Origin of the sequence: Rheinheimera sp. (assembly GCF_030824435.1) — a bacterium.
Classification (GTDB): domain Bacteria; phylum Pseudomonadota; class Gammaproteobacteria; order Enterobacterales; family Alteromonadaceae; genus Pararheinheimera.
The window spans coordinates 56,601-83,500 of the sequence record NZ_JAVBXS010000088.1; the positions used below are offsets into that span (position 1 = coordinate 56,601).

Annotated in this window: 29 protein-coding genes; 11 read left to right on the forward strand and 18 right to left on the reverse strand. The window is 49.0% G+C overall.

Annotated elements, in window-relative coordinates:
• Window positions 1-3: 3 nt before the first annotated feature.
• The 10 genes from hutH to RCH83_RS14925 are packed head-to-tail and all read right to left on the reverse strand — an operon-like array spanning window position 4 to window position 7,658.
• Window positions 4-1,608, reverse strand: coding sequence for a histidine ammonia-lyase (hutH, locus tag RCH83_RS14880; protein ID WP_306523508.1), 1,605 nt, complete (start codon window positions 1,606-1,608; stop codon window positions 4-6).
• Window positions 1,608-2,567: an acetyltransferase gene (locus tag RCH83_RS14885; RefSeq protein WP_306523510.1), complete on the reverse strand. Its 960-nt coding sequence runs from the start codon at window positions 2,565-2,567 to the stop codon at window positions 1,608-1,610. Before RCH83_RS14885 ends, hutH begins: the two co-directional genes overlap by 1 nt.
• The gene (locus RCH83_RS14890) at window positions 2,567-3,307 is read right to left on the reverse strand and encodes a glycosyltransferase family 2 protein (protein ID WP_306523512.1); all 741 of its coding nucleotides are present in this window, start codon (window positions 3,305-3,307) and stop codon (window positions 2,567-2,569) included. Before RCH83_RS14890 ends, RCH83_RS14885 begins: the two co-directional genes overlap by 1 nt.
• Window positions 3,304-3,654, reverse strand: a complete 351-nt coding sequence (locus RCH83_RS14895) for a 3-hydroxyacyl-ACP dehydratase FabZ family protein (protein WP_306523514.1) — start codon at window positions 3,652-3,654, stop codon at window positions 3,304-3,306. Before RCH83_RS14895 ends, RCH83_RS14890 begins: the two co-directional genes overlap by 4 nt.
• A complete protein-coding gene (locus RCH83_RS14900; RefSeq protein ID WP_306523516.1) occupies window positions 3,651-5,081 on the reverse strand; it encodes an AMP-binding protein in 1,431 nt (476 codons plus the stop codon). The genes RCH83_RS14895 and RCH83_RS14900 overlap by 4 nt, the downstream gene beginning before the upstream one ends.
• Window positions 5,074-5,613, reverse strand: coding sequence for a hypothetical protein (locus tag RCH83_RS14905; RefSeq protein ID WP_306523518.1), 540 nt, complete (start codon window positions 5,611-5,613; stop codon window positions 5,074-5,076). The genes RCH83_RS14900 and RCH83_RS14905 overlap by 8 nt, the downstream gene beginning before the upstream one ends.
• 11 nt (window positions 5,614-5,624) lie before the next feature.
• The gene (locus RCH83_RS14910; protein WP_306523520.1) at window positions 5,625-5,873 is read right to left on the reverse strand and encodes an acyl carrier protein; all 249 of its coding nucleotides are present in this window, start codon (window positions 5,871-5,873) and stop codon (window positions 5,625-5,627) included.
• Window position 5,874: 1 nt separating this feature from the next.
• The gene (locus tag RCH83_RS14915; RefSeq protein ID WP_306523522.1) at window positions 5,875-6,141 is read right to left on the reverse strand and encodes a phosphopantetheine-binding protein; all 267 of its coding nucleotides are present in this window, start codon (window positions 6,139-6,141) and stop codon (window positions 5,875-5,877) included.
• On the reverse strand, window positions 6,116-6,907 hold the full coding sequence (locus RCH83_RS14920) for a 1-acyl-sn-glycerol-3-phosphate acyltransferase (RefSeq protein WP_306523524.1): 792 nt from the start codon (window positions 6,905-6,907) through the stop codon (window positions 6,116-6,118). Before RCH83_RS14920 ends, RCH83_RS14915 begins: the two co-directional genes overlap by 26 nt.
• A complete protein-coding gene (locus RCH83_RS14925) occupies window positions 6,891-7,658 on the reverse strand; it encodes a beta-ketoacyl synthase chain length factor (RefSeq protein WP_306523526.1) in 768 nt (255 codons plus the stop codon). Before RCH83_RS14925 ends, RCH83_RS14920 begins: the two co-directional genes overlap by 17 nt.
• A 142-nt stretch (window positions 7,659-7,800) precedes the next feature.
• Between RCH83_RS14925 and RCH83_RS14930 the strand changes: the two genes are divergently transcribed.
• A complete protein-coding gene (locus RCH83_RS14930; RefSeq protein WP_306523528.1) occupies window positions 7,801-8,442 on the forward strand; it encodes a 4'-phosphopantetheinyl transferase superfamily protein in 642 nt (213 codons plus the stop codon).
• Between the two features lie 2 nt (window positions 8,443-8,444).
• Here the strand turns inward: RCH83_RS14930 and RCH83_RS14935 are convergent, their stop codons facing one another.
• Window positions 8,445-9,044 carry a hypothetical protein gene (locus RCH83_RS14935; RefSeq protein ID WP_306523530.1) on the reverse strand — a complete coding sequence of 200 codons (600 nt, stop codon included), beginning with the start codon at window positions 9,042-9,044 and terminating at the stop codon, window positions 8,445-8,447.
• A gap of 180 nt (window positions 9,045-9,224) precedes the next feature.
• Between RCH83_RS14935 and RCH83_RS14940 the strand changes: the two genes are divergently transcribed.
• Window positions 9,225-9,929: an HAD-IA family hydrolase gene (locus tag RCH83_RS14940; protein WP_306523532.1), complete on the forward strand. Its 705-nt coding sequence runs from the start codon at window positions 9,225-9,227 to the stop codon at window positions 9,927-9,929.
• On the opposite strand, the gene RCH83_RS14945 is transcribed toward RCH83_RS14940, so the two are convergent.
• The 4 genes from RCH83_RS14945 to RCH83_RS14960 form a co-directional block, all read right to left on the reverse strand.
• The gene (locus RCH83_RS14945; RefSeq protein ID WP_306523534.1) at window positions 9,926-10,111 is read right to left on the reverse strand and encodes a hypothetical protein; all 186 of its coding nucleotides are present in this window, start codon (window positions 10,109-10,111) and stop codon (window positions 9,926-9,928) included. The genes RCH83_RS14940 and RCH83_RS14945 overlap by 4 nt on opposite strands.
• Before the next feature lie 48 nt (window positions 10,112-10,159).
• Complete coding sequence (locus tag RCH83_RS14950; protein ID WP_306523536.1) at window positions 10,160-11,290, reverse strand: hypothetical protein; 1,131 nt, start codon at window positions 11,288-11,290, stop codon at window positions 10,160-10,162.
• Window positions 11,291-11,477: 187 nt separating this feature from the next.
• Window positions 11,478-12,215 carry an alpha/beta fold hydrolase gene (locus RCH83_RS14955; RefSeq protein ID WP_306523538.1) on the reverse strand — a complete coding sequence of 246 codons (738 nt, stop codon included), beginning with the start codon at window positions 12,213-12,215 and terminating at the stop codon, window positions 11,478-11,480.
• Window positions 12,215-12,826 carry a cold shock and DUF1294 domain-containing protein gene (locus RCH83_RS14960; protein ID WP_306523540.1) on the reverse strand — a complete coding sequence of 204 codons (612 nt, stop codon included), beginning with the start codon at window positions 12,824-12,826 and terminating at the stop codon, window positions 12,215-12,217. Before RCH83_RS14960 ends, RCH83_RS14955 begins: the two co-directional genes overlap by 1 nt.
• Window positions 12,827-13,150: 324 nt before the next feature.
• On the opposite strand from RCH83_RS14960, the gene uvrD reads away from it, so the two are divergent.
• The 3 genes from uvrD to RCH83_RS14975 all read left to right on the forward strand — a co-directional run bounded on the left by uvrD (window position 13,151) and on the right by RCH83_RS14975 (window position 18,703).
• On the forward strand, window positions 13,151-15,319 hold the full coding sequence (uvrD, locus tag RCH83_RS14965; RefSeq protein WP_306523542.1) for a DNA helicase II: 2,169 nt from the start codon (window positions 13,151-13,153) through the stop codon (window positions 15,317-15,319).
• A gap of 1 nt (window position 15,320) precedes the next feature.
• Entirely contained in the window at window positions 15,321-17,480 is a 2,160-nt protein-coding gene (locus tag RCH83_RS14970) for a GNAT family N-acetyltransferase (protein ID WP_306523544.1), read from the forward strand.
• Between the two features lie 113 nt (window positions 17,481-17,593).
• Entirely contained in the window at window positions 17,594-18,703 is a 1,110-nt protein-coding gene (locus tag RCH83_RS14975) for an ABC transporter substrate-binding protein (RefSeq protein WP_306523546.1), read from the forward strand.
• On the opposite strand, the gene RCH83_RS14980 is transcribed toward RCH83_RS14975, so the two are convergent.
• The gene (locus RCH83_RS14980) at window positions 18,693-19,826 is read right to left on the reverse strand and encodes a M23 family metallopeptidase (RefSeq protein ID WP_306523548.1); all 1,134 of its coding nucleotides are present in this window, start codon (window positions 19,824-19,826) and stop codon (window positions 18,693-18,695) included. The genes RCH83_RS14975 and RCH83_RS14980 overlap by 11 nt on opposite strands.
• Before the next feature lie 250 nt (window positions 19,827-20,076).
• On the opposite strand from RCH83_RS14980, the gene RCH83_RS14985 reads away from it, so the two are divergent.
• A complete protein-coding gene (locus RCH83_RS14985; RefSeq protein ID WP_306523550.1) occupies window positions 20,077-20,967 on the forward strand; it encodes a hypothetical protein in 891 nt (296 codons plus the stop codon).
• A gap of 18 nt (window positions 20,968-20,985) precedes the next feature.
• Here the strand turns inward: RCH83_RS14985 and rfbC are convergent, their stop codons facing one another.
• Window positions 20,986-21,531, reverse strand: a complete 546-nt coding sequence (gene rfbC / locus RCH83_RS14990; protein ID WP_306523552.1) for a dTDP-4-dehydrorhamnose 3,5-epimerase — start codon at window positions 21,529-21,531, stop codon at window positions 20,986-20,988.
• 287 nt (window positions 21,532-21,818) lie between these two features.
• On the opposite strand from rfbC, the gene RCH83_RS14995 reads away from it, so the two are divergent.
• The 5 genes from RCH83_RS14995 (at window position 21,819) to RCH83_RS15015 (ending at window position 25,207) form a co-directional block, all read left to right on the forward strand.
• On the forward strand, window positions 21,819-22,463 hold the full coding sequence (locus RCH83_RS14995; RefSeq protein ID WP_306523554.1) for an HAD family phosphatase: 645 nt from the start codon (window positions 21,819-21,821) through the stop codon (window positions 22,461-22,463).
• Between the two features lie 105 nt (window positions 22,464-22,568).
• On the forward strand, window positions 22,569-22,859 hold the full coding sequence (locus tag RCH83_RS15000; RefSeq protein WP_306523556.1) for a DnaJ domain-containing protein: 291 nt from the start codon (window positions 22,569-22,571) through the stop codon (window positions 22,857-22,859).
• Window positions 22,860-22,968: 109 nt separating this feature from the next.
• Window positions 22,969-23,541, forward strand: coding sequence for a hypothetical protein (locus RCH83_RS15005; RefSeq protein ID WP_306523558.1), 573 nt, complete (start codon window positions 22,969-22,971; stop codon window positions 23,539-23,541).
• Complete coding sequence (locus tag RCH83_RS15010) at window positions 23,541-24,302, forward strand: hypothetical protein (protein WP_306523560.1); 762 nt, start codon at window positions 23,541-23,543, stop codon at window positions 24,300-24,302. Before RCH83_RS15005 ends, RCH83_RS15010 begins: the two co-directional genes overlap by 1 nt.
• Before the next feature lie 8 nt (window positions 24,303-24,310).
• Window positions 24,311-25,207 carry a hypothetical protein gene (locus tag RCH83_RS15015; protein ID WP_306523562.1) on the forward strand — a complete coding sequence of 299 codons (897 nt, stop codon included), beginning with the start codon at window positions 24,311-24,313 and terminating at the stop codon, window positions 25,205-25,207.
• Between the two features lie 449 nt (window positions 25,208-25,656).
• On the opposite strand, the gene RCH83_RS15020 is transcribed toward RCH83_RS15015, so the two are convergent.
• On the reverse strand, window positions 25,657-26,847 hold the full coding sequence (locus RCH83_RS15020) for an alpha/beta hydrolase (protein ID WP_306523564.1): 1,191 nt from the start codon (window positions 26,845-26,847) through the stop codon (window positions 25,657-25,659).
• Window positions 26,848-26,900 lie beyond the last annotated feature (53 nt).

Below are 26,900 nucleotides of genomic sequence, written 5' to 3' on the forward strand. Positions count from 1 at the left end.
CATTTACTCCTGATACAAAGGCCATTGCTGGTGTTGAATAGCATCCACCAGCGACCTTAAATTGCTTTCCAGCGGCCTGTCTTCTGTCACCAGTCCATGTTCCTGCTGTAATTGCGCCAGCATTTGTTGCAGCTCAGGGATTAAACTCTGTGGTGATAATTCCTGCTGACTAATACGCAGTTGCACCCCTTGTTGCACGGCCAATAAAGACGCAGCCATCACTTGTTCTGTCAGCTGCAACACCCGCAAACAGTCACGGGCGGCAATAGTACCCATGCTGACTTTGTCCTGGTTATGGCATTCGGTTGAACGGGAAAACACACTGGCCGGCATCGTCAGTTTTAACGCTTCCGCTGTCCAGGCGGAGCAGCCAATCTGCACCGCTTTAAAACCATGATTAATAAAACGGCGCTCCGGCGCAGCGCCACTCAGATTGGCAGGTAAGCCATTGTTATATTTAGTGTCCATCAGCAAAGCCATTTGCCGGTCGTGCAAATCTGCCAGGTTGGCCACAGCGGTTTTCATGCTGTCCATCACCATGGCAATGTGGCCACCATAAAAATGGCCCCCATGCAGCACATGTTCACCTATACCATCCACTATTGGGTTGTCGTTGGCGCTGTTTAATTCGTTTTCAATAGTGTGGCGAAACCAGGGTAAAGCGTCGCGTAACACGCCAATAATATGCGGTGCACAACGAATGGAATACCTGTCCTGCAAACGGTCGGCATTACGCGGATGTTCATAATGATTGAGATCGTGCCGGATCCAGCCCGCCACCTGATTCTGGCCCTGATGCGGTTTAACACTAAACAGAATTTCATCAAAATGATGGCTGTTGCCTTTCAGTGCCAGGCTCATCAGCGCGGTAATGCGGCTGGATAAGCGTGTCAGATATTCGGCTCTTTCATAAGCCAGACAAGCCAAAGCTGTCATGACTGCAGTGCCGTTCATGATGGCCAGCCCTTCTTTGGGCCTTAAAGTTAACGGAGTGAGACCAAGTTCCGCCATCACGTCCAAAGAGCGACGACGTTCACCACGAAACATCACATCCCGTTCACCTATCATGGCGCCCGCCACATAAGAAAGTGGTGTTAAATCACCACTGGCACCCACACTGCCTTCTTCCGGAATACAAGGCACTATGTCGTGGTTTAAAAAATCCTGCAGCAGAGTTAACAAATCACGGCTGACACCGGAATAACCCTGACTCAAAGAACATAAACGGGTAGCAAGCACAGCGCGGCTTTGGGTTTTATTGAGTTCAGCGCCTAAACCACAACCATGAAAACGGGTTAAATGCATTGGTAATTCATACACTTGCGACAGCGGCACTTTCACAGTAACACTGTCGCCATACCCTGTAGTCACGCCATAAATCACACCATCTTCCTGCAGCAGTTTGTCCAGAAAAGCCACGCCGGCATCAATACGCTGCCAGAAGCTGTGGTCGCTGGTGAGAGTTGCGCTGCATTCAGCACGGGCAAGCGAAGTGATGTCGTACAAGGATAAACGGCCCTGACCAAAACTCACGGTAGCTTGTGGCTGGCGCTTGGGTCCAGCCATGGTGGTGGAAAATTCAGCCGGAGTAAAAACTGCAGAAGTCACTATTGGGCATCCTTGTTGTTGGCAGCGCCTGGCTGCTGCCAGAAGTCGTAAAAATTAAACCATTGCAGCGGGTAACGCAGCGCATATTGCTCCAGCACGCTGGCGTAATGGCGGATATAAGCTTCCAGTGCCTGTTGCCGGCTTTTGCGGGGTAACAGCACCTGCTCAGTCACAGGTTCCAGCGTCAGCTGGTAAACGTCACCCTGACGCATACAAAACAATAAATGCACCGGACATTCCAGCACACTGGCCAGCACCCATGGTCCTATGGCAAAAGGCGCAGGCGTGCCAAGAAAAGGCATATACACAGCACGTTCCGGTGCTGTCACCGAAATGCGATCACCCACTATCACAATAAATTCGTTTTGTTCGACCCACTCTTTTAACTGCATCACCAGCACAGGGTTAATGCTGTCGACCTGAATTAAGTTAATTTCCACCTGCGGGTTGGTCTGGCGCAACGCTTTGTTAAAAGCGGCGGCATGGCGGGTAAACACCAGCACATGAATACGGCTATTGTATTTACCGGCCGACATAGCACGGCATAATTCCAGGTTGCCCAAATGGCTGCCAATCAACACGCCACCTTTGCCGGCGGCCACTAAATCAGCAAACTGCACCTGGCCTTGTTGCTGAATGTTGTCAGCAGGAATGCGCCCAAGCCAGCCATCAATTTTGGCCAGTGCTTCCAGCGCAAAACTATAAAAATGCTGATAAGCCTGGCGGTAACCCGGCGTCTTCTGAAAAGGACTTTGTGGCCCAAGTTGCTGATGCACTTTGGTTAAAAACTGCAAAGACGCATCACGGCCACGGCGATTGGTGCAAACGAAATACCAAAGCACAGGCACAAGAGTAAGTAAAATCAGAAACTTACCGCCAAGACGATAACAAAACAGCAAAAACCTGATGCCGCTGTAACTGCCACTTTCCTGCTGTGTTGCCCAGTGTTGCTGTTGCATTAGCTGGTTTTCCTGCATTTGCGCCATAACAACCAGGGCAAACGTTTTAACATGCCAAAAAACAATCTGCTGTGCATTTTGCTGATCAACCAGTTATCCCGCAGCACCCTAAAATGTGAACGGCCCCCTTCAGGGTAAATCACTTTGGTGGGCACAAACACCACCGGCACTTGTTGCCAATACAAACGCACCATCACTTCAATATCAAAATCCATACGAAGGCCCGGTTTTTTGCTGGCAAATAACTGCATACAAGAGGCCAGCGGATAGACCCGAAAGCCACACATAGTGTCTTTGACACTAAAACTTAAAGTTTCAACCCAAACCCAGAAGTGCGTGATGTAACGGCCAATTTTACGGCCTGTAGGAATGGAGTCGTCATAAACCGGCGCGCCGCTGACCAGCGCCAGCGGCTGCTCTAAGGCTTTTTGCCACAACAGTGGAATGTCGGCCAGGTTATGTTGACCATCTGCGTCCACCTGCAGTGCATGGCTAAAACCGCGCTCAAAGGCCCGGTTTAAACCGGCCATCACAGCGCCGCCTTTGCCAAGATTCTGCGGTAAAGTCAAAAGCTCCATAGCCGGCACTTGGGTGGCAAGCGCTGCCAGCTGTGCTTTGGTGGGTGCGTCGGAGCCATCATCCACCACAATAATGGGCAACTCAAACTGCAACAAAGACCTGACAGTAGCGGCAATAGTGTCGGGGTGGTTATACACCGGAATGACAAAACAGCGTTTCAAACCACCTGCTCCCATTTTAACCGGCCCGACGCTACTTTATTGCCGTCAAGCCAATAACAAAAAGTGCTGGTGTCGGCTTTTTGTTGTTGTAATTCAAGGCTGATTTGACAACCAGGCTGCACCATATGCTGAAACTTCAACACTTCAACCGCCAGCACGGCACGCTGCCCCATCAGCAACTGCTGACTAAATTGCACTGCCCAGTCCAGCTGCGCCACACCAGCCAATACCGGCGCGCCGGGAAAATGGCCCTGGAAATAATGCAAATCAGCATTGATGTCCAGCAGCAAGGTAACACCTTGCCCTGTCTGTTGTTGCTGCAAAATGGTTGGAAACAGTTTATTCATGCTAAAAACAATAACTCCAGCGCCTGACGTGGCAATTTGCCCTGGGCGTTAAAAGGTAACTGCGTTGGATAACAAAAACGTCTTGGTAATAACACGGTATCAAAACGTAACGCCAATTTCTGTCGTATCTGCTGATTCAGCTGAAATTTGCCAAGCTGCTCCAGCAAATCACGGCCTTGTGTATTTAACAATACCACCAGCGTCAGTTGTGGCCTTGAAGCCGCGCTACGCCCCGGCAATACCAGTGCTACCGCTTTTTCCACATAAGGCAATTCGGTACAACAAAGCTCAACTTCACCCAGCGCCAGCCGTTTTTCCGCCAGTTTGACAATACGGTCGGCCCGGCCTTGCAGGCTAAACTGCGAAGGCGAAATAAAACTCACCAGATCGGCAGTGGCAAACCAGTTTTCATCCGGCAAATAAGGCGATTTTAACCACAAACAACCTTGTTCATCCTGACGCAGTTGCAGGCCGGTAAATGCCTGCCAGGCCGGGTTTGGTGTATCTTGCTGGTACTGACGCCAGCCAATACCACCGGTTTCGGTGCTGCCATAAATTTCCAGCGGCGCCAGGCCAGTCTGCTGATAAAACTTTGCCGCGTCTGCGCTGGCCAAAGGCCCGCCAGAGCTAAAAACACCAATAAACTGCTGCTTGTGCTCCGGATACTGCGGCAATAACTCAACAACATCATCATAACGGCATAAATGCGCCGGACTGCTGATAAGCAACACCGGCATCTGATAACGGCTCAGCGCCAGCCATTGCCCGGCAAAATGCACAGTGTCACGCGCCAAAGTCCAGCCAGAGCTCAGTGGCCATAACAGCCGGAATAACAAACCATAAATATGCTGCGGCGGCACTGTGGCAGCCACCAGCAGATGAGTGTTGCTGTTTTCGGATTGAGTGCTGTCGGATGGACGGCCTAGCTCAGCAAAAGTGGCCGATAACACCGCTATTTCACGTTGCAATTGCCATAACTTTTTATAAACCAGCTTAGGTTCACCACTGGAGCCTGAGGTAAAAAACACCAGCTCTGCCAAAAGCGGCAACTGACATGCAGCTGTGCCTGGCTGCTGATTTCCGATACTGCAGGTAACAGGCGCAGGCAGATCGGCACAAAGCTTATCGTCACAGAGCTGAATATCGGCAGATAAACCGGCTTGGGCCAGGGTATCGGGTAATCCGTTTGGCGCCAGTATCACGGTTTTACCTGCTTGCAGCAGCGCAAATAACCACAAGGTAAAACAATAACTGTCTGACTGATACAACAACACCCTCTGCCCTTGCAGCTGCTCTGCCTGTTGTTTACAGGCCGCCAGTTGCGTCAGAAATTCAACCACTGTCACAGCAGCTGTGTTGTTGTTTTTGTCAGATAAAAACAGCGGTTGTTGTAAAGAAGGCCAGCTAAAGTGCCAGAATTCAGCCATGTTTTTTCACCTGTTGGCGCACCAGCCACTCCAGGCCCATTAACAGGCCCATCAGGGCGTATGAAATGGCGCCGTTGTACCACAGCCACCACTGCCAGTTGCCATACCAGGCTAAGCCTGCTGCCACAGTGCCGTTGAACAAAAAAAACAGGCACCAGACCTGGGTGACTTTACGGGTATAACGCACACCGGATTCCGGCAAATCCCCTTCCATCAGCCTGGCAACACGTTCAATCACTGTGGGCGGGAAATACAAGGACCAGCCAAATAACAACAACAAACCAGCGTTGATCCAAACCGGGTAATACAACAACGCCAGTTCAGTTTGTCCGGCCAGCAAGGCCAGTGTCAGCAGCAGCAAAGTCAGGGCAGCAAAACCACGTTGGCTCTGCTGTTCTTTGTTGTTAAATATCCGCAACACTAACAACAGCACAAGCGGCACAGGCGCCAGCCAGAGCCAGTGGTAACTGACCATCACAAAAACCCACAGCGGATATAACAGCGTGGCCAACACCAACAAAAATTTTTTCACTGCGGCTAAAATCAGGCTTGTGACAAGGCAAACACTTCGTCAACCACATGGCCAACAGTGCGTACTTGTTTAAAAGCTTCAGGTTCTATTTTGCGGCCTGTCAGTTCACGTAGTTTCACCACCAGATCCACAGCATCAATGCTGTCTAAATCCAGATCCTGATACAAATGGGCATCCGGGTGAATTTGCGCTGCATCCAGTTCAAACTCGTCCACCAGAATTCTGGTTAACAGGCTCAGTACTTCTTCTTTAGTTTTCATGTCAGTTCTCCACCACTGCTTGCTGCATGATATAAGCCGCCAGATTGTTAATACTGGCAAAATGCTGTTGGGTTTGTTTTTCGTTGGCGTCTATTTTGATGTTGTAACGTTTTTTAATCGCCAACCCCAGTTCCAGCGCATCAATTGAATCCAGCCCAAGGCCTTCAACAAAAAGCGGGGCGCCATCCTCTATATCATCAGCACTGATATCTTCTAATTCGAGGCTGCTAATAATCAGTTGTTTAAGTTCTGCTTTCAGTTGTTCCATGAGTTGTCATTACCTGATGATAAAAAGTTTCTAATTCCCGACTGAGTTGCCGCGCTGCCAAAGACGCCGATTCTTGCTGCAAAAATGGCTGAATATCAATTTCCTTCAGCACCTGAATACTTAAGGTTGGCCTTTGTGCCGGCACCTGATACCAGGCTTCCTGTTTGGTTAAGGTAGTGGGTTTGCATTGAATAAAACAAGCGAAAAAATTACAACCAGTACGCAACGCAATATTGGCGGCACCACGCTGAAAATGTAGTGCCACACCTGGTGTGGTGCGGGTTCCTTCCGGAAAAATAATTAAGGTATTGCCACTTTTTAACGAAGCGGCACAGTCCTGCAACAATAAATCCGGATCAGCATTGGTTAAATAACCAGTGGACTGAATAACCCCCCGCATAAATGGGTTGCGAAACAGCTGCGCTTTCACCACACAGTCGGCATGGGGCAACATCGAAATCAGCGCCACCACATCAATCAGACTGGGGTGATTGGCTATCAGAATTTTGCCGCGGCTGGCGGCCAGCTGTTTTTTGTCCGGGAAATTAAAATGAAAAACCCCCACCAGGCGCATCAGACTAATAAAAAATTTAAAACTGCGGTGCACTGTATAACGGGCAACAATACGGCGCTTAGTGGCATTTTGAATAAACAACCGTTGCACCGGAAATAACAACAACGACAACACCAGGCCACCTATCCCAAAAACACTAAAACAAAAGCCGGTGGCCAGCACCCGGTAACCGTGATTAAGCTGTTGCCACATAAGGCCTCCGTTGCCATTGCCAGCTGGCACTTTGGGTCCGGATCACAGAGCCTGACTGCTCAGAATACAAAAAGCTTTTTAGTGCCTGCACTTCATCCTGATGCTGTTGCAAGGGGTTAGGGTAAACGGCAGCAGCCTGAGCGCCATATTGTTGCCCGCAAGCATGTGGCGCCCCGCCCTGATACTGCAGCCGCACCGCCAGACCTTCGTGTTTTGATAATAACAAAGCCGCGGCCTGCGCCTGTGCCGGCTGTTGTTCAAAACATTGATACAACTCAGGCACCGGCTGGTCAGCATACACCACCAACACTTCATCAACTTCAGGGTCCAGCATTAAGCCAACAGCTTCCAGCAGCGCATAATGCAAACTGCTGTCGCCACCGGCAACGGACGAATGGGCCGCCTGATGCTGCTGAAAAATACTGTATTGGCCCACAATGGCATTGTGCACTGATAAGGCAAACTGAGTGGGTGACAAAGCTTGTTGTTGCACTACGTCGGTTAACAGTTCAAGCGTTTTATGTAAATCGCCATGACGGGAAGCAAAAACCAGCGGAGTACCGGCTTGGATAGGTTGGCTAAACGCAACCTCAAAGGCAATTTTGGTGAGTGGACTTAACCGGCGCCTTTGCATGGCGGGAACCTGAGGCAAAGCCGGCCATAGTTGCTCAGCAGATGTCTGGTCGGCAGTAGTGGCATCCGCGCCGGCTTCAGCTGGCCAGAATTGCCAGCCTTTGATAAAAAAATCCATAAAAACGACTCAACCAAAACATGTTCATGAAGCTCTTCTAAAAAGATGCGGCTTCGCCGACAATAGCTGCATGCAATCGGAACATCATACCTAAATCGCAGCAAATTTGTAAACATGAGAATACAGCTCTGAGCGCCCCGTTATGCTGACAACCCCGTTGCCAGACTCATTTTCTTCAGCTGCTGCTGAAGCTGTATTTCTGCATTATGTGTTGCTTTGTCCTGAACACAGCTTGCCGCTGCACTGGCTGAATACCACAGAGCTGCAATGGCTTAGCGGCAAATCTGCCAAACGCGCCCGCAGTTTTGCCTGGTCCAGGGCTTTGTTGCGCCACTTGTGTGTTGAACAACTGCAAGTATTGCCGGAACAGGTTCAGATCAGCTTGCCCTCTGAAGCGGCACCTGAACTTTATATCAAAGGCCAACGTTATTTCTGTTCGGTCAGCCACAGCCAGCATGTGGTGGCCGTGCTGCTGAGCCCTTTACAGCCGGTGGGGCTGGATATTGAATACATCTGCCATAAAAGAGACAAACAACAATATGCGTTGTTGTATCCGGCACTGCTGAATTTTTGTGATTCCAACGAAGCTTTTTACCAGCGTTGGACCCAGCTGGAAGCTTCGTTAAAACTAAAAGGTGGGCAGTTATTGACCATGCTGGCACAAGCTGAGCCGCGGCTTGCCAGACAGCTTATTTGCTGGCAACAACAGCGTTATCAGTTCTGTGTTGCCAGCCAGCAAACAATCACGCAGCTGAATCAACTTCAGCTGCAACAATTGCCTTAAGCTTATTCACCGTCAGTGGGTAATAAAGTACGTTCTAACAGTTCAGCCGTCGGTTTTTGTTGCCATACCGGCCAATATTCAGCTTGTTTGTTTTTCACGTCGTTTTTATTCTTTTGATACCAGGCTTCAGACTTCGCTGAATTTTGCATCAGCACTGTGTTGCTGATAATTTTTTGCACCTTTGCATCGGCCTTGTTAAATTCGCCGCTGTTGTCAGCACGCACCGGCCAAATAGAAAAACGGGCTTTCCAGGCACCCATGCGCGGCGTCACTATTGCATAATACCTTTTACCGGCCACCAGATCGGCTTCAAGGAAGTCAGCCGCTTCTGACACCACCATAAAGGTGTGTTTACCGGCTGGCACTTCCAGCATCAATTTACTGGAGTTGTCGAGAATGCCAATAAAAGCAGGTTCTGCTGCAGTGACGTCAAACATAGGAGCACTGATGGCAGCACCAAATATTGACGAGCGCATAAACACAATTTGCGCTTTATCGGCAGGTACAGCCGCCAGTTGCTGATTAGGCGCTTTGACCATTGATGATGAAGCACAACCGCCAAGCAGCAGCATTAAAGTTAAAATTAATCCACGAAAAATCACATTCATTCCTTGTTGTAAGATGTATAAATTGGCTGTCACGCCGCCAAAAAGCGGCCAGATACTAACAAAGTACACATCTGAATAACATATTTTCCTGAATTAACTGAACCTGCGGCTGGCAAAAAGACGGCGGCAGCCGGATAATCCACCTTGTGACTTGTTGTGAAGCAGTGAAACCCAATGCGCATTTATAAAGCCCTTAGCCCCATCCGGGCCTTGTCTTTTGATTTAGACGATACGCTGTACCCAAACAGCGCTGTAATTGCCAAAGCCGAAGTTGCGATGCAACAAAGGCTGGCGCAGTTGTTACCGGCATCTTTTCACAACAACAGCCTGTATTGGTTTGAACAACGTAAAATTCTGGCCAGAGAAGATGTTGAGGTGCGCCACGATGTCAGTCGCTGGCGTTTATTGGCGTTAGAGCGGGGTTTAACCACACAAGGTCTGAGTGTGTGTGAAGCGGGTGAAATTGCTGAACTTGCCATGTCGGCTTTTTTGCAGGCGCGCACCGATATTCAGCTGCCGCCGACAGTGCGGCCGTTATTGCAGCAGCTGGCCGCCCGTTTTCCTTTAGTAGCCATAACCAATGGCAATGCCGACATTCAGCAAATGGGCATTGCCGATTTATTTCAGTGTGCGCTGCGCGCCGGGCCTGATGGCCGGATGAAACCTTATCCGGATTTGTTTTTAAAGGCTGCCGGGCTTTTGCAGCTAGAGCCCAAACAGATTTTGCATATTGGCGACCATGTAAAATCTGATGTCGTAGGCGCGCTGAACGCCGGTTGTCAGGCGGCCTGGCTCAATCTGACACCGGGCTCCTTGTTAAAACTTAAAACTTTGCCACAACTTGAAATTCATCAGCTGGAAGAATTAGCGGCACTCTAAGCTGGTTGTTGCGCCGGCCAAAAAGCCATAGCCGGCGGATAAGTGCCGGCATCAATAAAATCGTCAAAATTTAACGAACCACAACCCAGCAAAGTCGCCAGCTTTTTAATCAGTGTTGATTTGCCGCTGCCGGACGCCCCGCTGATGGCAATTATTTTTAGTTTTGCCATCACCGCTTTCATGATTAATGCCAAAGTCTGAATAAGCTGCGAGGCACTGTATCCGCTGGCTCAGCCAGCAGCAGCTTTTAGTGCCGCACCTGCTTGCAGCCATTGTTGTTGCCCGGGAGAATTACAGGGTCTGACACTAAAGTGGTAACCGGAAGCATCGGACTTATCTGGTTTTATCACCAATAAGTCAAACTCCCCGACCTGCACCCCATGTTCTTCGGCCTGTAACACACAACTGGATTTGCCCTGACTTTCTACCTGATATAAAAAATCGGCCGCCAGTATTTCATACCAATGATAAGTGTTGATTTTGTTATCGTCCGGATAAGGTCCGTCACTGCTGATCCAGTGCCAGTCTCTGTTTTGTTGCAGCTGACTGTCTTGTTGCTGATAGCCTGGTTGCTGATTGTCCTGTTGCCCGGAGTCTTGTTGTTTGTCGTTATCGGCAACATCAGGGGCAAAACCAATATAAGTTTCATCCAGCTTCACATAAGCACGACCGTCCAGATAAGCATCGGTCATCAGGATCAACATAATGCAGGTGAACGGTAATAACAAAATACGCAGCAATAATGAACTGAGCGGATAAGCTTCACCTTCAAAAAAATGCTTGCTGCGCAAACCCAAAGGCCGCAACAACAAAAACAAACTGATTTTGCTCAGATGCAACATCATATATAACAACATTAATAAGGCAGAACCGCCGATTAACCAGGCCGGTGCCAACATCAGCGCCACCAGGTTGACGGTATAACGCATAGCGTCGGGTTTTACGCCGGTCAGATGGTTGACTGAAGCTTCGGCATAAGCCAACACCACATTCAGGAAAATGGCATACACAAATATCATCAATGCTTTGCCGTACAGGCTATGCCAGAACTTTTCCAGTTGTGGCCAGGCATCCAGCGTAAAGGCCGTCATGCTGGCAACAGTTGCCAGCAAAAAGGCCACAGCAGCAGGGATCAGCCCAAACAGCGCCAATATTAACGCCGACACAGCCAGCAGATAACAACGCTGCGCCAGATGCAATAACTGCCATCTTTGGGAACAAGCAACCCTGAATCTGCTGAACTGCTGACCAAAACGGTACAGCGGATGTTGTGGCTGCCGGACTGAGGCCGGCACCCATGCCAATAACAACTGTGACGGCCGGCCTGGCTCTGGTGTGGCTTCTTCAGAAAGTGGTGGCATAAAAGCGTCCTGCAAATGGAGCCTGCACAAAGCACTCCGGATAATGTGGATACCCATATCAAAGCCAAAGCCGCAAGGGCCATTACTACAATGCTTTGTAATTACACAACATTATCAGTTCATTAACCCAATGTCAGCAAGCTGTTTTCAGTAAGGTTTGGCCGATGCTGTTGGGCAGGTTCAGACTTTAAACCACAATGCCACACTGCTGATAAAACGAGCTTAACAACAAGGCCAGTTGCTCTGGTTGTTCCAGCGGCAGCATATGACCACAATCAGGCAACACGACTAAACGCGCATCCGGCAAGCGCTTTGCCATTTGTTCCAAAGCAGCCAGCGGCACTTTTTGATCGTCTGCGGCGCCAATAATCAGCACAGGGCATTGAATTTGATAAAGCTGGTCCAGCAAAGAGGGCCTTTCGCTGGTTTGTGCTAATTGATTGAGCAACACTGGATGGCCAAGCTCCCGATCCATCTTCAGCATAAGATCAGTCACTGCCGGGTCGTTGAGTTTTGATGCATGCACAAATTCACTGAGTCTTTTTTGCGACATGCCCTGATATTGATGATGTTGTAACCAACTCAGCGTTTGTTGCCGTATTTTTTGCTCTTCGGCCGTTAAAGCACCGGCGCTGGTTGCTATCAGTACCAGCGATTTTATTTGCTTTGTTGCAGCAACAGAGCCTGGCTGTGACAACAGAAACAACAACAATAAATAACCGCCCAGCGAAAAACCAACCAGATGTTCTGCTTCGGCCTGGTGAATGCTTTCCAACATCAAAGCGCGGTTTTGTGCTTGCCAGATATTGGCATGCTGCAACTGAAAGTTTTGTTGCAGTTGCTGCCCGGCAGCTGTTTGCAACATAGGTAACCACAAACGTTCATCACATAAGGTGCCTGGCACCAATAACAGTTTTGTTGCCATCACAAAGCCAGCCACTGCCAAAGCGGCGCGGCGCTGTCAGCAAACATCAACCAAAAAAAGGCCGAAAGATTGAGCATAGTCATCAGGCGGAATATCCATAAAAAGCTGTTTTTATTGGATTTATGCCTGAGCCTGTTTTGTGCCAACACAGCACCTGGCCAGCCACCTGCGACTGCAAATATTTGCAATGTCGATTCTGCGGTACGCCAACGCCCTTGTTGGGCTGCTTTTTTATCGCTGGCATACATGGCAAAAGTCAGTACAGACAAAACGGCGTAATACACGGCAATTTGCCAGGGCAACAGCTGGAAAGCAGCTGCCGCCGCCAGCCACAATAAAAAAACCACAGCCAAAAAATCCGGCGCTGTTGCAGTCTGTTTGGGCGCTTTAACCCGCAGGGTTTCGCCGCTAAATAACACCTCTTTAGCCTGCAACCGCCCGGCTTTATCTGTTGTTTTGCTGTAGGTCACCACTTCACCCGGCATTGGCCTGCGCCCTTTGTTCTGCAAAGCGGAAATATGCAAAAAAACATCTGAACCGCCAAGCATGGGACGGATAAATCCAAAACCTTTATTGTCCTGCCATTCACTGATTTTCCCTTTTGCCCGCATCCTGCCCACCTTATCCTGTTGTTTTTTTTGCAGCATAACCAAAACCGCTGGCTGCCGCTATCCAGCCTTTATTTTGTCGAACAACACTGTTGTTCTTCGGCAAGATGTCAGCTTGCCAGGCTTAAAACCGACAAACGGGTTTAGCCTATCAACAAGCCCTGATATACTGCCGAAATCTGAAAACCACTGTACATATATATACCCCTTGCCTGAAACAACGGTTTCAGCAACTCAGGGTATATACCCAACCTCATTGCAGGTGCGGGCAGGTTGCCAAAACCCCTGCAACTTCAGCGATCAAGGGTATAACCATAGGCTGGCGTAATGGACGTTTCTTTATTACTTGATGGTTTAAACGACAAACAGCGTGATGCTGTGGCTGCACCCAGCCAGCATATGCTGATTTTAGCCGGTGCCGGCTCGGGCAAAACCCGGGTGCTGGTACACCGGCTGGCCTGGCTGATGCAGGTGGAACGTGTGGCGCCTTATAGTTTACTGGCGGTAACTTTTACCAATAAAGCCTCACAAGAAATGCGCGCCCGGATTGAACAAACAGTTGGCGTCAGTTTAAACAATTTATGGATGGGCACTTTCCACGGTTTGTCCCACCGCATGTTACGCGCCCACTATGCCGAAGCCAATTTGCCACAGGGTTTTCAGATTATTGATTCGGACGACCAATACCGTTTGGTACGCCGGGTGCTCAAAGCATTAAATCTGGATGAAAAACACTGGCCGCCTAAACAAATTCAGTGGTTTATTAATGGCCGCAAAGATGAAGGCGAACGGCCGAATAAAATGGCCCATGGTGGCGATTTTAACCTTGAAACCATGATTAAAATTTATGCCGCTTATCAGGACATGTGCGACCGCGCCGGTTTAGTCGATTTTGCCGAAATTCTGCTGCGTAGTTTTGAGCTTTTGAAAAACAACAGCGAGATCCGCAGCCATTATCAGCAGCGTTTCCGCCAGATTCTGGTCGACGAGTTTCAGGATACCAACGCTATTCAATACCAGTGGTTACGTTTGCTGGCCGGTAACCATGCCCGCGTAATGATCGTCGGTGACGACGACCAGTCAATTTACGGCTGGCGTGGTGCCAAAGTGGAAAATATCCAGACCTTTTTAAAAGACTTCCCGGACCCTGTCACTATCCGTCTTGAACAAAACTACCGCTCAACCGGCACTATTTTAAAAGCCGCCAATGCGGTGATTGCGCATAACCAGGGCCGTTTGGGCAAAGACTTATGGACAGACGGCGACGACGGCGAAGCCATTTCACTTTACACAGCTTTTAACGAGCTGGATGAAGCCCGTTTTATTGTCAGCCGCATTCGCGAATGGCGCCGTCAGGGTGGCAAATTAATAGAAGCGGCAGTGTTGTACCGCAATAACGCCCAGTCGCGGGTGCTGGAAGAAGCGCTCATTCAGGATGGCATGAACTACCGCATTTATGGCGGCCTGCGTTTTTATGAACGTCAGGAAATTAAAGACTCTTTGGCATATTTGCGGCTGATTAATAACAGGCAGGACGACGCTGCACTGGAGCGGGTGATCAACACGCCAACCCGTGGTATTGGCGACTCCAGCCTGGATAAAGTGCGTGAATTTGCCCGCCGTGAACAACAAACTTTGTGGCAAAGCCTGCAACAAATGGTATTTCAAAAAGAGCTGACCGGCCGCGCCGCTAATGCGGTTTCGGCTTTTATGGAGCTGATTAACAAACTGGACGACGACATCCGTGATTTACCGCTGGATGAACAAGCCGACCATGTCATTCATCAGTCCGGCTTATATGCCATGTATCAGGCGGAAAAAGGCGAAAAAGCCCAGACCCGGATTGAAAACTTAAACGAATTGGTCAACGCCTGCGCCAACCAGAATTTTTCCGCCAATGAAGAAATGAGCCCGCTGTCGGCCTTTTTATCACAAGCGGCGCTGGAAGCCGGTGAATATCAGGCCGAAGAACATTCAGACGCTGTGCAGCTGATGACTTTGCACAGCGCCAAAGGTCTGGAATTCCCGCTGGTGTTTGTTTGTGGCCTGGAAGAAGGTATGTTCCCAAGCCAACAGTCGGGCGACGACCCAACAAGGCTGGAAGAAGAACGCCGGCTTTGTTATGTGGGTATGACCCGCGCTATGCAAAAACTGTATTTATGCCACGCCGAAAGTCGTCGTTTATATGGTCAGGAGCAATACAACAAACCGTCGCGTTTTTTACGCGAAATTCCGGCCGAATATGTCGAAGAAATCCGCCTGACCACCAGTGTCAGCCGCCCTACCCAATTTAACCGTTTTGGCAGCGCCGCCACCCACAGCGCCTTTGAAAACACCGGTTTTAAACTGGGCCAGCGGGTGTTCCATGAAAAGTTTGGTGAAGGTGTAGTGCTGAACTACGAAGGTACCGGCAATCAGTCGCGTATCCAGGTGAATTTTGACGATTTAGGCAGCAAATGGCTGGTGACAGCTTATGCCAGGTTAGAGGCGGTTTAATATGGCAGCCGAGGCCGGGTTTACAGCTTTACTGACACTGATCAATCAGCGCCAGCAACAATGTAAAAGCTTCGGCTGGCGTTTGCCCATCTGGCTGCAAAGCGCTGATAACACAGATAATTTGCTGCTTACCGGCATTTTGCAACAGCAACAAAAAGCAGATATTTTCTGGTTGGGTGAAGCTGTACCAGGCGTCTCAGGCGCCAGCACAGGCAGCGCTGAGCCCAGCTCTGCAACCGGCGTTGAAAAAAACCTGCAGTTTATTCAGCGTAAAAATCAGTTATTGGGCGCTGAATGTGATGTGCTTGTTATCAATGCACAACAAGGTATCGACTGGGATTTAGTAGCGGCAAGCGCCGGTTGTGTTAAGGCCGGTGGCTTGTGGATTTTATTGAGTCCAGCCGCTGAACTCTGGCTGCAACAACCCAATCATCAGGCCGCTAAACTGCGCTCTTACCCACACCCACAGGCGTCTTCGGCTTTTTTAAAATTCTGGCTCAATCAGCCAGAGCAAAATAACTGGCTGGTGTGCAGCAACAACGCACTAATACAGGATTTGTCTTTCCCTGCGGCAAACAGCAATAACAGCAGTAACACCAATAAAAATCAGGTAGTTGCGCTGCCATCACCTTATTTAAGTGTTGATCAACAACAAGCAGTACAAGGCATTTTTAAAGTGTTGTCCGGCCACAGACGGCGGCCTTTGTTAATGACAGCACACCGTGGCCGCGGTAAATCAGCAGCTTTGGGTATAGCGGCGGCAGAATTACAACATCAAGGCAAAACCAGCCTCGCCATTTGTGCGCCCCACCCCGACAGTGCTGCAGTGGCACTTGCCATGGCAAAACAACATTTGCAGCAGCTGTCGCCGGGGGCTGAGCTGGCGCTGCGCTTTTGGCCTGTGGATGTGTTATTGGCAGAAAAACCCAAACTCGATTTGTTATTGATAGACGAAGCTGCTGCTATTCCAACACCACAACTGCAACAGCTGGTGGCGCATTATAGCCGGGTGGTGTTGGCCAGCACTGAACATGGTTATGAAGGCACCGGCCGTGGTTTTTTGCTGAAGTTTCAGCCTTATCTGGACCAAAACTGCCCTGGCTGGCACAAACTGCAGTTACAACAAGCCATTCGTTATGCCGCTGATTGCCCACTGGAACAGCTTATTTTTCAAAGGTTTTTACTGGCAACAGAATATCAGCAGCCCGAATACCAGCCCAAGCAGCCATTACAGTTACAACTGTTGCCACAACAGCAACTCGGGCAACAGCCGTTATTGCCACAAATAATGGCGCTGCTGAGCCTTTCACATTACCAAACCAGTATCACCGATCTCTGGGCACTGCTGGATAATCCGGCTTTGCAACTTTTTGTGTTGATGCAACAACAGCACTTATTGGCTTGTGCTGTGATCAGTATTGAAGGTGAATTGCCAGCTGAGCTCAGCCAGCAGATTTATCAGGGTGAACGCAGGGTGCAAGGCCAGTTAATGGCACAAAGCCTGGCTTTTCACTTGGCCTGCCCTGAAGTTGCATGCGAAAAAATGGCTAGAATTCAAAGAATTGCGGTAAGTCCCAGCTTACAACAACAGGGCATAGGCTCTGCCATGTTGCAGCTGCTGCACAGCCATTTTAGCCAGGCCGGTTTTGCCCTGCTTGGCAGCAGTTTTGGCTGCAACAGCCCTTTATTATCTTTCTGGCAAAAAGCCGGTTTTGTCGCGGTGAAACTCAGCCAACAAGCAGAACAAGCCAGCAGCGAACCTTCGGTGTTGATGTTACAGCCGTTAACACCAGTTTTGTGCAGCACTGTAGATAAGCTGCAACAACAATTCCGGCAACAGTTGTATTGGCAGCTGGCCGACAGTCAGCGGCAGCTTGCTGCAGAGCTGGCGCTGCAACTGGCCAGGCCGCCGGCAGAAGTTTTATCTTGCAGCGAACGACAACAACTCAGCTTATTCAGCGCTGGCAACAGGCCTTATGAGCTGGTCGAAGTTTTATTGTTGCATTGGTTTAATCAACATTATCAACAGGTTCCGATTGAGGTTGCGGCAATTTTTGTTAAAAAACTCTGGCAAAAACACAGCTGGAACCAACTCAAAGTTGGTCATCAGGGCAAACAAGCACTGATCCGTCAGCTGCAACAAGCCGTATCAGTTCACTGAGCAGCATCTTTGCCGCTGTTGAATGCAGCTTCCCTGACCTGTATCAAAACAGTCAGGCCTTGATGTATTTAGGCTATAGTTCAGATTCAGCATCCAGGTGGTATTTAGTATTGATGTGGCGATTTTGGACCTTTTTGTTATGGCTGTGCAGTTTTTTGGTTGTTGCCGAAGATAAACAGCCAATAAGTCTGGGTATGTCAGCCCCCTTCTCCGGCCCTGCGGCGCAGCTTGGTTTAAGTTACCGCCATGGCGCTGAACTGGTATTTAAACAACAAAATCAACAAGGTGGCATTGCCGGCCGCGCTTTACAGCTGGTCACGCTGGATGACGGTTATGAGCCGATGCGCACTGTTGCCAATACCAGACAACTGGTGTATTCACACAAAGTGCTGGCACTTTTTGGTTATATTGGCACCCCAACCGCCAGCGCAGTTTTACCTTTGTTACGCCATGAACAAATTCCTTATCTGGCGCCTTTTAGTGGTGCCGATCTGCTGCGACAAAAAGATGACCACTTTATTTTTAATTTCCGCGCCAGTTATGCCGAAGAAGCCAAAGCACAAATTGCATATCTGGTTGACCAACAAAAATTACGCAAAATTGCGTTGTTAATTCAGGCCGATGAATTTGGTGCCACGCTGGAACAAAGTTTTTTAACCGAACTGGACAAAAGAGGCATTAAACCTCTGGTGATCAGCAGATTCCAGCGCAACAGCAGCGACTTAACTCAGGCAGTGAAACTGCTGGTGCAACATCAGCCGGAACTGGTGCTGACTGTCGGCACTTATCAGGTGCTGGCGCAAGCCATCACCCTGGCCAGTCAGCATAACTTCAGGCCCAAATACAGTGTGGTGTCTTTTACCGGAGTGTCTGAGCTGGCGCTGATGCTGAATAATCAGGATCAGGTGTTTGCTTCTATGGTAATGCCAGACCCGGTCAGTACCCAATCTGCTCTGGCGCAGGCTTACCGCAAGGCTGCAGGTACCGAAGTACCGCTCAGTGATATTGCATTTGAAGGATTTGCTGCAGCGACCCTGCTGGTGCAGGCGCTGCAACAATGTTCAGCCGATTTGAGCCGGAACTGTTTGTTAAAAACCTTGCCGGCTCAACAACTGTATGACTTCGCATTGCACTACGACATTCAACGCCATCAGGCCTCAGATCAGGTCTTTCTGGTCAGCCTGAAAAACAAGCGTATCCAGCAGCTGCCGCTTAATGACTAAAATAACCGGCGCAACGTTTTACACTATTTTTGGTTAAATAATACCGGGTGCAGTTGGTATCATAACTGGTGCCTGTTGCGGTAATTTGCCAGCCCGACAGATAAGCACCATGTAAATGGGTCCAGCTGCCATTTTGTTTTAAACTCCAGTGTTGGTGTGGCCCGGTGGAAGCACCGCCATTACACAAAGCCTGTGGCTGACTGTTGGCCGGATTGGCAATGCGGGTGTTTTTATACACAGTAGCGCCTGTGCCATATTGAATATTCATCAAATGATAATAAGTGGTGGACCAACCGCCGCTATGCACCACTTCGGCAAAACAAGACGAATGCCGTTTAAAACTGCCACTGGCTGAAGCGGCCACCCAGACACCGGATTGATTACTGCCCCAGCCACCACCCTGACTCATATCCAATGATGACATTGGGTAACTACCGCTGCCGGTATTGGTATGAGCACCACCCACATGCCAGGACTGGCCGGTTGGAAAGGGGAACTGCAAAAATCCATTGGCAGGGCCAGCCAATAATAAACTTTGCGGCTGCCGTATTTTTACCTGTGCCGGCGCAAAATCTTCGGCAAAAAGTTTCTGATACAACTGCATAAAACGCACTTTTTGCACCTGTGGTTTTTGCGCTTCATCCGTTGGCGCTGGCGCCACTAAAAAAGCCAGTGGATCCACTTCAGTTGGCCGGGCAAATTCGCTGGCTTCAGGTGCCGGCTCCCCACTATAAATACGTTCTGCCAGCTGATGTGCAACATCCTGTAACTGAGCACTAAAACCCAGTTTTGTTGACAAAGAAGCAAAAGGACGTTGCATTCTGGCTTCGTCAGCACCAGGGTCTGTCACCAGACCACTGTGTTGTTCAATTAACGTCAGAAGCACACGGGGACTGATACTGCTGTAACCCGCCCAATGCGAAATATGCTCAGCATAAGGCAATAAATGGGGGGCCTGACTGGCCAGATAAGCTTCAATATCAAAGTTAAACATTTCGTCATAGCTATACACTATGGGGTGCACCAGCTGTTTTGTTGTTGGTGGCCGCAGCGGTTCGGCTGCTTGCAAAGCGCTGATGCCAAGTGCACAAATCACAGCAATACTGATGTTCCTGGTTTTCATCTGATGATCCTTTGAATAATAAAATGAGGTGGCTGAACTGCCACAGCTCACTCTAGCTGCCACATGCAAAGGCTTAATCACAGTGCAACAAATATCATAAATTTGTCAGTAGCCTGTCACTCAGAGGTGAAAAAACCGGCAGGACTTTTATCTTTATTGTTCATTCATCAGTCAGCTTATGGCAGCATACTGGCAAAGTATCTGACAGCCCGGAGTCGTCAGCCGCCTCTTTTTACAAGGAAATCAGCTTATGAAAATTCAAAAAACCAGCCTGTTGTTTCGTGTTGCCTTATTAACAGCGGCTTTGGCCGTCAGCCATAACGCCACAGCACAAAATATTCCACCAGCCCAACAACAAATGTTGCTGCAAATGGCCGAACAGTCGGGCCTGCTGCAACAGGCTGCAGCTTGCAGCGGCGTCAGCAGTGGCCAGCTAAAACAACATTTAGCCAAAGCTTTGCAACAATGCCCATTGACCGCCAACGGCATGCCAGACGAACAATGTGTTAAACGTCAGGTGATCCAACAGTCCGGAGTTTCAACTGCAACAGTGCAAAAATGTGAACAGCTGGCCAAACAGGCACAACAGCAACAACAGCAGTCGTCGGCTGAAGAGCAACTGAGCAAACTTTTTGATGGCATTGGCGACAGAGAACCAACAGCGGCGGAACAACTGCAAATTGAACAGCTGACAGAAAAACTGCAACAGCAAGGCATAGCACAAATGCGCTCGAGCGTGGATATGCTGGTGAATGCCAGTCAGGGCACCACAGCCAATATTCCGGCGCCTATGTATCCGGGCAGTAAGGTGTTAGTGCATTTACCGGCACAAGGTTTAGTCCGCTTTGGCGACCAATCTGTCACCAGTCTGCCTGGTGTTTCTTTTGCTTCCACTGCTTCTGCCGACGAAATTCTGGCCTGGTATCAGCAAAAGTACCCTGCTTATCAATACCGTAAAATTGAAATGGGTGGTGCACCTGACCATCTTTTATTAAAAAAAGCGCCAGAACCTTTTGATTATATGAAGTTATTACCGCAGTTACCTGCCATTCCCCATGTGTTTATTACTGCAGCGAATAAAGAAACACAACGTCATCTGCCAGGCGCCCAAACCTTATTTACCGTGACTTATCAGCCCTGAGCCGTTGTTTGGCCACCCTTAACTAAAATACTCAGCGTCGGCAAATGCCGGCGCTTTGGCATCTTTGGGTGACAATAACGGCGCGCCTTGCAGCGGCCAGGCAATCCCAAGTTGTGGATCATCAAATCTGATGCTGCGTTCAGCTGCAGGTGCATAATAATCTGTGGTTTTATAATGCACATCAGCACTGTCGCTTAACACCAGAAAACCATGCGCAAAACCTTCCGGGATCCATAACTGCTGTTGGTTTTTTGCCGACAACAAATGCCCAACCCAATGACCAAATGTTTTGGATGAACGCCTTAAATCTACAGCAACATCAAATACTTCGCCCTGCACAACCCGGATAAGCTTGGCTTGTGGCTGCGCCAGCTGATAATGCAAACCACGCAACACTCCGGCTTTGGAATGGGAATGGTTATCCTGCACAAAATTGAGTGAACGCCCCAGCAGTAGTTCATATTGTTGTTGCTGAAAACTCTGTAAAAAATAACCACGTTCATCAGTAAAGACAGTGGGTTGTAATAACAGTACATCTGGAATGTCGGTAGCAATGATCTGCATAGAGGGGCCATTTGAGTTTTGCTGTCAGGCAGCAGTGCCGGAATGCAGGCATTGTCGGTGATTTCAGGAAAAATTCAAGCCAGAGCTTTTGGTAACCGGCACATAGAATAGAGTACTGTTGCAGCCTGCAACTAACACAGCAATACAACAAAACTGCCACTCTGGCTGCAACACAATCCGCCCTTTTTACCCTTTTCGCCGCAATCACCTTGCCTGGGATGGCGCAGCTGCAGATAATCGCGGCGCGGCGACAGCACTGGCTTAAACCCTGAACAACAGGCACAACAATGGCAAATTTTATTTTGTGGGACAACGACGGAGTATTGGTCGACACCGAAGAGTTGTATTTTCTTTGCAATCGCGACTTTTACCGCGAGCTTGGGCTGGAGCTTTCCGAACAACAGTTTTTTCAGTGTTTTTTACTCGATAACATCGGCGCCTGGCATTTATTGCCACAACAGCTGAGTGAAACCGACATCAAGCCACTCAGACAAGAGCGCAACAGACGTTATGCCGCCATGCTGCAGCAACTGCAAATTCAGCCTGTGCCAGGCATCAGCAGCCTGCTGTCACAACTGAACAGCCGCTACCGGCACGCTATTGTCACCAGCGCCCATCGCCAACACTTTGAACTGATCCACCAGCACAGCAACTTATTACAGCATTTTGATTTTGTGCTGACCGGGGATGAAGTGCAAAACGGTAAACCGCACCCTGAACCTTATTTACGGGGTGTTGCGCTGAGTGGCCGCCAGCCTGCTGAGGTGCTGGTAGTGGAAGACTCTCCCCGTGGCCTGCAAGCCGCCATTGCCGCCGGACTGCGTTGTGTGGTGATTAAACACCGTTTTTGTGCCGGTTTTGCGTTTCAGGGCGCCTGGCAAGTGGTGGACAATATCAGCCAATTACAACAATGTTTAATGGACGCAGATTAGCCTGCTGATAGCACGATGTTTTCTGCTATGATCGCGCCATCCACCGGCTTTGTAAGCTGATGTTTTAAAACACTCAGCAAAAGCCGTCACTTAGCAGGGACTTGTATGATCAACTATTTCCGCGTGTTGGGTGTAAAAGCCAGCGCCAGCGAAGACGAGATTAAAAAAGCCTACAAAAGGCTGTCGAACAAATACCATCCGGATAAATTACAAGGCAGCTCTGAAGATGAAAAAGAGCAAGCTGCTGTGCAGTTACAAAGAGTCAAAGAAGCTTATGACGTGTTGTCAGACCCAAAACAACGGGCTGCTTTTATTAAAGATTTTAACAATGTGATAGTGCCGGACCCGGCAGCAGCCATGAAAGAGTTGTGGGACCAATATTACCCGCCGGTTTAACTGGTAGAACTCTTTCACGGTAAAACCACAGACAGTGCCAACATCAGCCACAATCAGATATACAAAAATTGCTTAGAACCGGTTTCACCGGACAGCCGCAGGACCAACCATGAGCCAGAAATTTAACGCAGCGCGGTTAGAACAACTGAAAACCGACGCCTTTGAAAACATTGATTCTTACAACGACCCTGACACGCCAAAAGCGCTGGCCGCTTTTACCGAACAAATTAAAGGCGTGTTACAGGCCGCACCAGATATGCTGCAGTCGGTGCCGGAATATCTGCCGGTGGCGCTGTATGGCCGGGTGAAATTCCCGGGGGATGCCAAATTAAAATGGTCGCAGTGGTTAAAAACCGGCAACGCGCCGCTCTGGGATGAATTTAAAACCACAGTGGCTTTTAATAACGCCGATTTACCGCTGGTCAAAACCATCCGTGCTTATAACGAAAGCCTGCTGATTGAAGCTTGTGCTGTGCTTTTTATGTTGTCGAATGAAACTTCTTCGCCGGTGCAACGGAGTCAGGGTAGCCATGACGACGGTGAAGGTTATGAAGAAGATGATGACGACTACAGCGACAGACGCGATCAGGCGGCCGACGATTACGATGGCAACGATGATGAAGACGAAGAAGGCTACGATGATCAATATGATGAAATTACCTTTAAACGGGAAGGTCGCTGATGAATAGTCTGATTGAGATTGCAGTTGCAGAAATCAAAGAACTGGCCGTAGTAGAACCCAAACAAGCCAGCAAAAGATTTGAGCTGATGGCCAATACAATGTCTGATGCTCAGTTAGTAGAAGTGATTGAAAATATTGATATTGTGACGCTGACGCAAATTAACAGCCAACACGATATTTCCTTTCCTTCCATTATTTCTGAGCTGATGACAGTGGAAAAAATCCGTGACATCGTTTGTCAGCAGCCGTTGTATTGGGAAGAAAAAATCAAAAATAATGCCGAAGAACTCAAACAGCACACTTTTGATTTTTTAACTTATTTAATCCGCACTCAGGAAACCGAAGAAAAACAAGCCGAAATTCTGGAATGTATTGCTGAAGATCCGGCCGGTTTATTTTATTTGTCTATTCCTTTTATTGAGTTATACCGCGGCGAAGTGGTGGAAGACGAAGACGAAATTCACGATATTCTGCACGAAGAAGAGGAAGACTTAGAAGAAGCGGTCAGCTTTACCGAACGTCATCTGAATGAAGAAGTGCATGGTTTAGGCTATGACGACCCTCGCAGTTTATTGGCGCTGATTCGCCAGTTAACCCCTGACGTGGAACAGTCGATTAAGAGCCTCATTCGTAACGAAAATTCTGGCTGGGAAAATATCATCAACAAGTTTGCCACTGAGCTGGTGATGCAAGCCAAAGAGAAAAACCAGGCCACCGACGAATACGCCGAAGTGGATGAGATGTTTAGTTTTCTGGATTAAGGTTTGCCATGCAGTTAGCGATACGCGATACCAATCAAGGCCCGTTTTTCAGCCGGGTGCTGCGTTATGGGCAGGAGCAACAACTGCTGTCCAATAACGAGCTGGAGCAGCTGAAAAACAAAGCTGTGCTGATGAGCCTGAAATTTGCCGACAAGTTTTACAACAAATACAAAATGCACCTGCTGGAGCAGGCCGCCCATGATGTAATTGGCGTTATTAGCCTGGGTTTGGCCGAACTAACGGAGCAGGATCTGCCAAAAGCGCTGCAACTGTTGACCAGCGCCGACAGTGTGATGAAGCCGTTTCAAAAAGGCTGGAGCATGCTGGTGACGGTCAGCAATAAACAGCAAAACCGTAAATCGTTGTTTGGTGATGTGGACGAGCAGCTGCTGAGTGATATTTCCAGCCCGCCAGACGCCGAAGAATGGCAAGGCTGGGGCATTTATCAAAATGCGCTGCTCGAAGCCAACCGCCGTAATGCCATCAGCGTGCTGAAGCAGCAGTTTTTCCAGCAAACTGTGCTTGACCCTTTTGAGCACTTTAACCTGGAAGGCATGCTGGCCGAAGTGGTGATTTACCGGGTGTTTTGTGGCCACAGCAAAGTAAAACAGGATTTAAAACAGCGGATCCGTCAGGTGGAGTTACAGGACCGTTGGTTCGACGTTGCTTATTTGCAGCTGCAAACCGAAGTGGCACTGGCTGAACTCCCGCCCGGCATCAGCGAGGCCATCCGCCCCGACATAGGGCAAAACTTCGCGCCTGCGCTGTTAAAAACCTTAAACTTTGCGGTGAAATACCGCGAAAAGGCACTGGCCAACGCTTCACCGGAGCAGCTGGATGCTTTTGAACATAAACAAGGTATGCAAAACCCACTACTGGGCTGGCCGCAGTATATTGAGATGTGAGACGCATATTGGGATCTGATGGCGGCGTGAGGCTTGAGCCTTTATATCGCGACAGCAGTTTGTAGCGGAATCTAACGCCAGATAGCTGTTACATCCATCAGTCACAAGCTAAAAAAACGCAGCTTTTGCTGCGTTTTTTCTTTGATGCGGAACATTAACCTGAGTTAGAAGTACTTTAAGCAGCATGCTTAGGCTGAAATCTGGTAATAGATAAAGAGCGTATTACAGGCATACTTGCTTTTGCCCTATTGGCGTTGCTGCAATTGCTAAAGATATGGCACGAACCACCACCGGCAACTACTGCGCTCGCCCGTTCGCGCCTCCCGCGCTCACTTTTGAATGCTCACTCCGCAGCTCCCGGTGTTGGTTTGGGGTTTTACTTTAGATCGGATGACGGCTGTGAGCGAGTTGCAGAAATAAGCAAAGTGTAGTCCTGCTCCTAAACACTATTAGATACCTGCTTGCAACCATTCCAGTGCCGCAGGGAATCGGCGCGACCAGTCCACTTCGCAGTGCCGCCCAATATCATCCTTCACCAACTTCAGATTTTCCGGTTTAAATCCCTTATTGAGCAGCAGGCTATTTAATTGTTCAATTTGCTCGTAATTGCCATATTCCATCTGCCCTATATCAAAATATATTTTGCTATTACCAATAGTTTGCTGCTGTTTGATGGCTTCGAATAACACATTAATTCCATCCATATTTTCAATGGCTAAAGCCGGTGAAAATGCGGCGGTAAAACCAAAGGTATCGCTATGCTCCAGCGCGGCATAAATGGCCATTAAGCCGCCCAGCGAGCTGCCCGCTAAACCTGTGCTGGCTGGCTGTGGATCGGTGCGGTAGCGACTGTCGATAAAGGGTTTTAGTGTGTCCTTAATCGAGCGAATCGTTAATTCACCCTGGCCTTGTGCAGCCTTGCCATCGCGGTCTTTAAAATCCCAGGGGTTGTATTCAACCCAACGCTGCGCGCTATTGGGCACCGCCACCACAATCATTTCATCCAGAGTGCCAGCAGTGGTCAGCTCTTCCAGCAGCTCATCAATGCGCCATTCATCGCTATGAGCTAAGTGCGCGCTAAAAATATTTTGGCCATCCAACATATATAAAACCGGGTAGGTTTTGTCGGTGTTGTGTTGGTAAGACTTGGGCAGATAAACGTATATATCAGTGCTGCGGGCAAATTGGGGCAGCGTAAAATCTTTATGCTGTATTATGCTGCCGCTTAAACTCGGCTCAGCTGTTTTTAACGGCTTATCACCGGTCCAAAGCGGAATATGCGCTGTCATTTCGGCATCACCACCCGTTGCTTTGTGTAGATAGATACATTGGCTTTTTGCCATTTCGTTGGCGGGCATCAATTGCCAATTTTTGTTTTTGACCAAGGTGAAAAATACATTTTTTTCGGTGATGGGAATGGTAACGCTCAGCTCCCCCTTTTCGGTTTTAAGTGGGTAAGCCTTGTCACCCTCCAGCGCCCAATCATTAAAACTGCCGACCAGATGAATAGTTTCACTAGCAGAGTAAGCAGAGGGTGGTGTCACCTTGATGGTTAAGGTGGGTGCTGCCGGATTTTTGTCGGTACATGCGCTTAGGGCTAACACAGCGGCGATTGTCAGGATGATTGTGTGATGAGTCATTGTTATTGTTTTCCTTTATTCTTGTGGCTGTAGTGGTTAATCCGCATGCTGAG

Bases quoted from the DNA above. Each gene is read 5' to 3' on its own strand.
- RCH83_RS15000 (WP_306523556.1), top strand. From the start codon at position 22,569: ATGATCAACTATTTCCGCGTGTTGGGTGTAAAAGCCAGCGCCAGCGAA.
- RCH83_RS14955 (WP_306523538.1), bottom strand. From the start codon at position 12,215: ATGGCAACAAAACTGTTATTGGTGCCAGGCACCTTATGTGATGAACGT.
- RCH83_RS15005 (WP_306523558.1), top strand. From the start codon at position 22,969: ATGAGCCAGAAATTTAACGCAGCGCGGTTAGAACAACTGAAAACCGAC.
- RCH83_RS14925 (WP_306523526.1), bottom strand. From the start codon at position 7,658: ATGGATTTTTTTATCAAAGGCTGGCAATTCTGGCCAGCTGAAGCCGGC.
- RCH83_RS15015 (WP_306523562.1), top strand. From the start codon at position 24,311: ATGCAGTTAGCGATACGCGATACCAATCAAGGCCCGTTTTTCAGCCGG.
- RCH83_RS14980 (WP_306523548.1), bottom strand. From the start codon at position 19,826: ATGAAAACCAGGAACATCAGTATTGCTGTGATTTGTGCACTTGGCATC.
- RCH83_RS14995 (WP_306523554.1), top strand. From the start codon at position 21,819: ATGGCAAATTTTATTTTGTGGGACAACGACGGAGTATTGGTCGACACC.
- RCH83_RS14930 (WP_306523528.1), top strand. From the start codon at position 7,801: ATGCTGACAACCCCGTTGCCAGACTCATTTTCTTCAGCTGCTGCTGAA.
- RCH83_RS14970 (WP_306523544.1), top strand. From the start codon at position 15,321: ATGGCAGCCGAGGCCGGGTTTACAGCTTTACTGACACTGATCAATCAG.
- rfbC (WP_306523552.1), bottom strand. From the start codon at position 21,531: ATGCAGATCATTGCTACCGACATTCCAGATGTACTGTTATTACAACCC.
- uvrD (WP_306523542.1), top strand. From the start codon at position 13,151: ATGGACGTTTCTTTATTACTTGATGGTTTAAACGACAAACAGCGTGAT.
- RCH83_RS14910 (WP_306523520.1), bottom strand. From the start codon at position 5,873: ATGAAAACTAAAGAAGAAGTACTGAGCCTGTTAACCAGAATTCTGGTG.
- RCH83_RS14960 (WP_306523540.1), bottom strand. From the start codon at position 12,826: ATGCGGGCAAAAGGGAAAATCAGTGAATGGCAGGACAATAAAGGTTTT.
- RCH83_RS14895 (WP_306523514.1), bottom strand. From the start codon at position 3,654: ATGAATAAACTGTTTCCAACCATTTTGCAGCAACAACAGACAGGGCAA.
- RCH83_RS14940 (WP_306523532.1), top strand. From the start codon at position 9,225: ATGCGCATTTATAAAGCCCTTAGCCCCATCCGGGCCTTGTCTTTTGAT.
- RCH83_RS14920 (WP_306523524.1), bottom strand. From the start codon at position 6,907: ATGTGGCAACAGCTTAATCACGGTTACCGGGTGCTGGCCACCGGCTTT.
- RCH83_RS14900 (WP_306523516.1), bottom strand. From the start codon at position 5,081: ATGGCTGAATTCTGGCACTTTAGCTGGCCTTCTTTACAACAACCGCTG.
- RCH83_RS15010 (WP_306523560.1), top strand. From the start codon at position 23,541: ATGAATAGTCTGATTGAGATTGCAGTTGCAGAAATCAAAGAACTGGCC.
- RCH83_RS14945 (WP_306523534.1), bottom strand. From the start codon at position 10,111: ATGAAAGCGGTGATGGCAAAACTAAAAATAATTGCCATCAGCGGGGCG.
- RCH83_RS14885 (WP_306523510.1), bottom strand. From the start codon at position 2,567: ATGCAACAGCAACACTGGGCAACACAGCAGGAAAGTGGCAGTTACAGC.
- RCH83_RS14950 (WP_306523536.1), bottom strand. From the start codon at position 11,290: ATGCCACCACTTTCTGAAGAAGCCACACCAGAGCCAGGCCGGCCGTCA.
- RCH83_RS14975 (WP_306523546.1), top strand. From the start codon at position 17,594: ATGTGGCGATTTTGGACCTTTTTGTTATGGCTGTGCAGTTTTTTGGTT.
- RCH83_RS14915 (WP_306523522.1), bottom strand. From the start codon at position 6,141: ATGGAACAACTGAAAGCAGAACTTAAACAACTGATTATTAGCAGCCTC.
- RCH83_RS15020 (WP_306523564.1), bottom strand. From the start codon at position 26,847: ATGACTCATCACACAATCATCCTGACAATCGCCGCTGTGTTAGCCCTA.
- RCH83_RS14985 (WP_306523550.1), top strand. From the start codon at position 20,077: ATGAAAATTCAAAAAACCAGCCTGTTGTTTCGTGTTGCCTTATTAACA.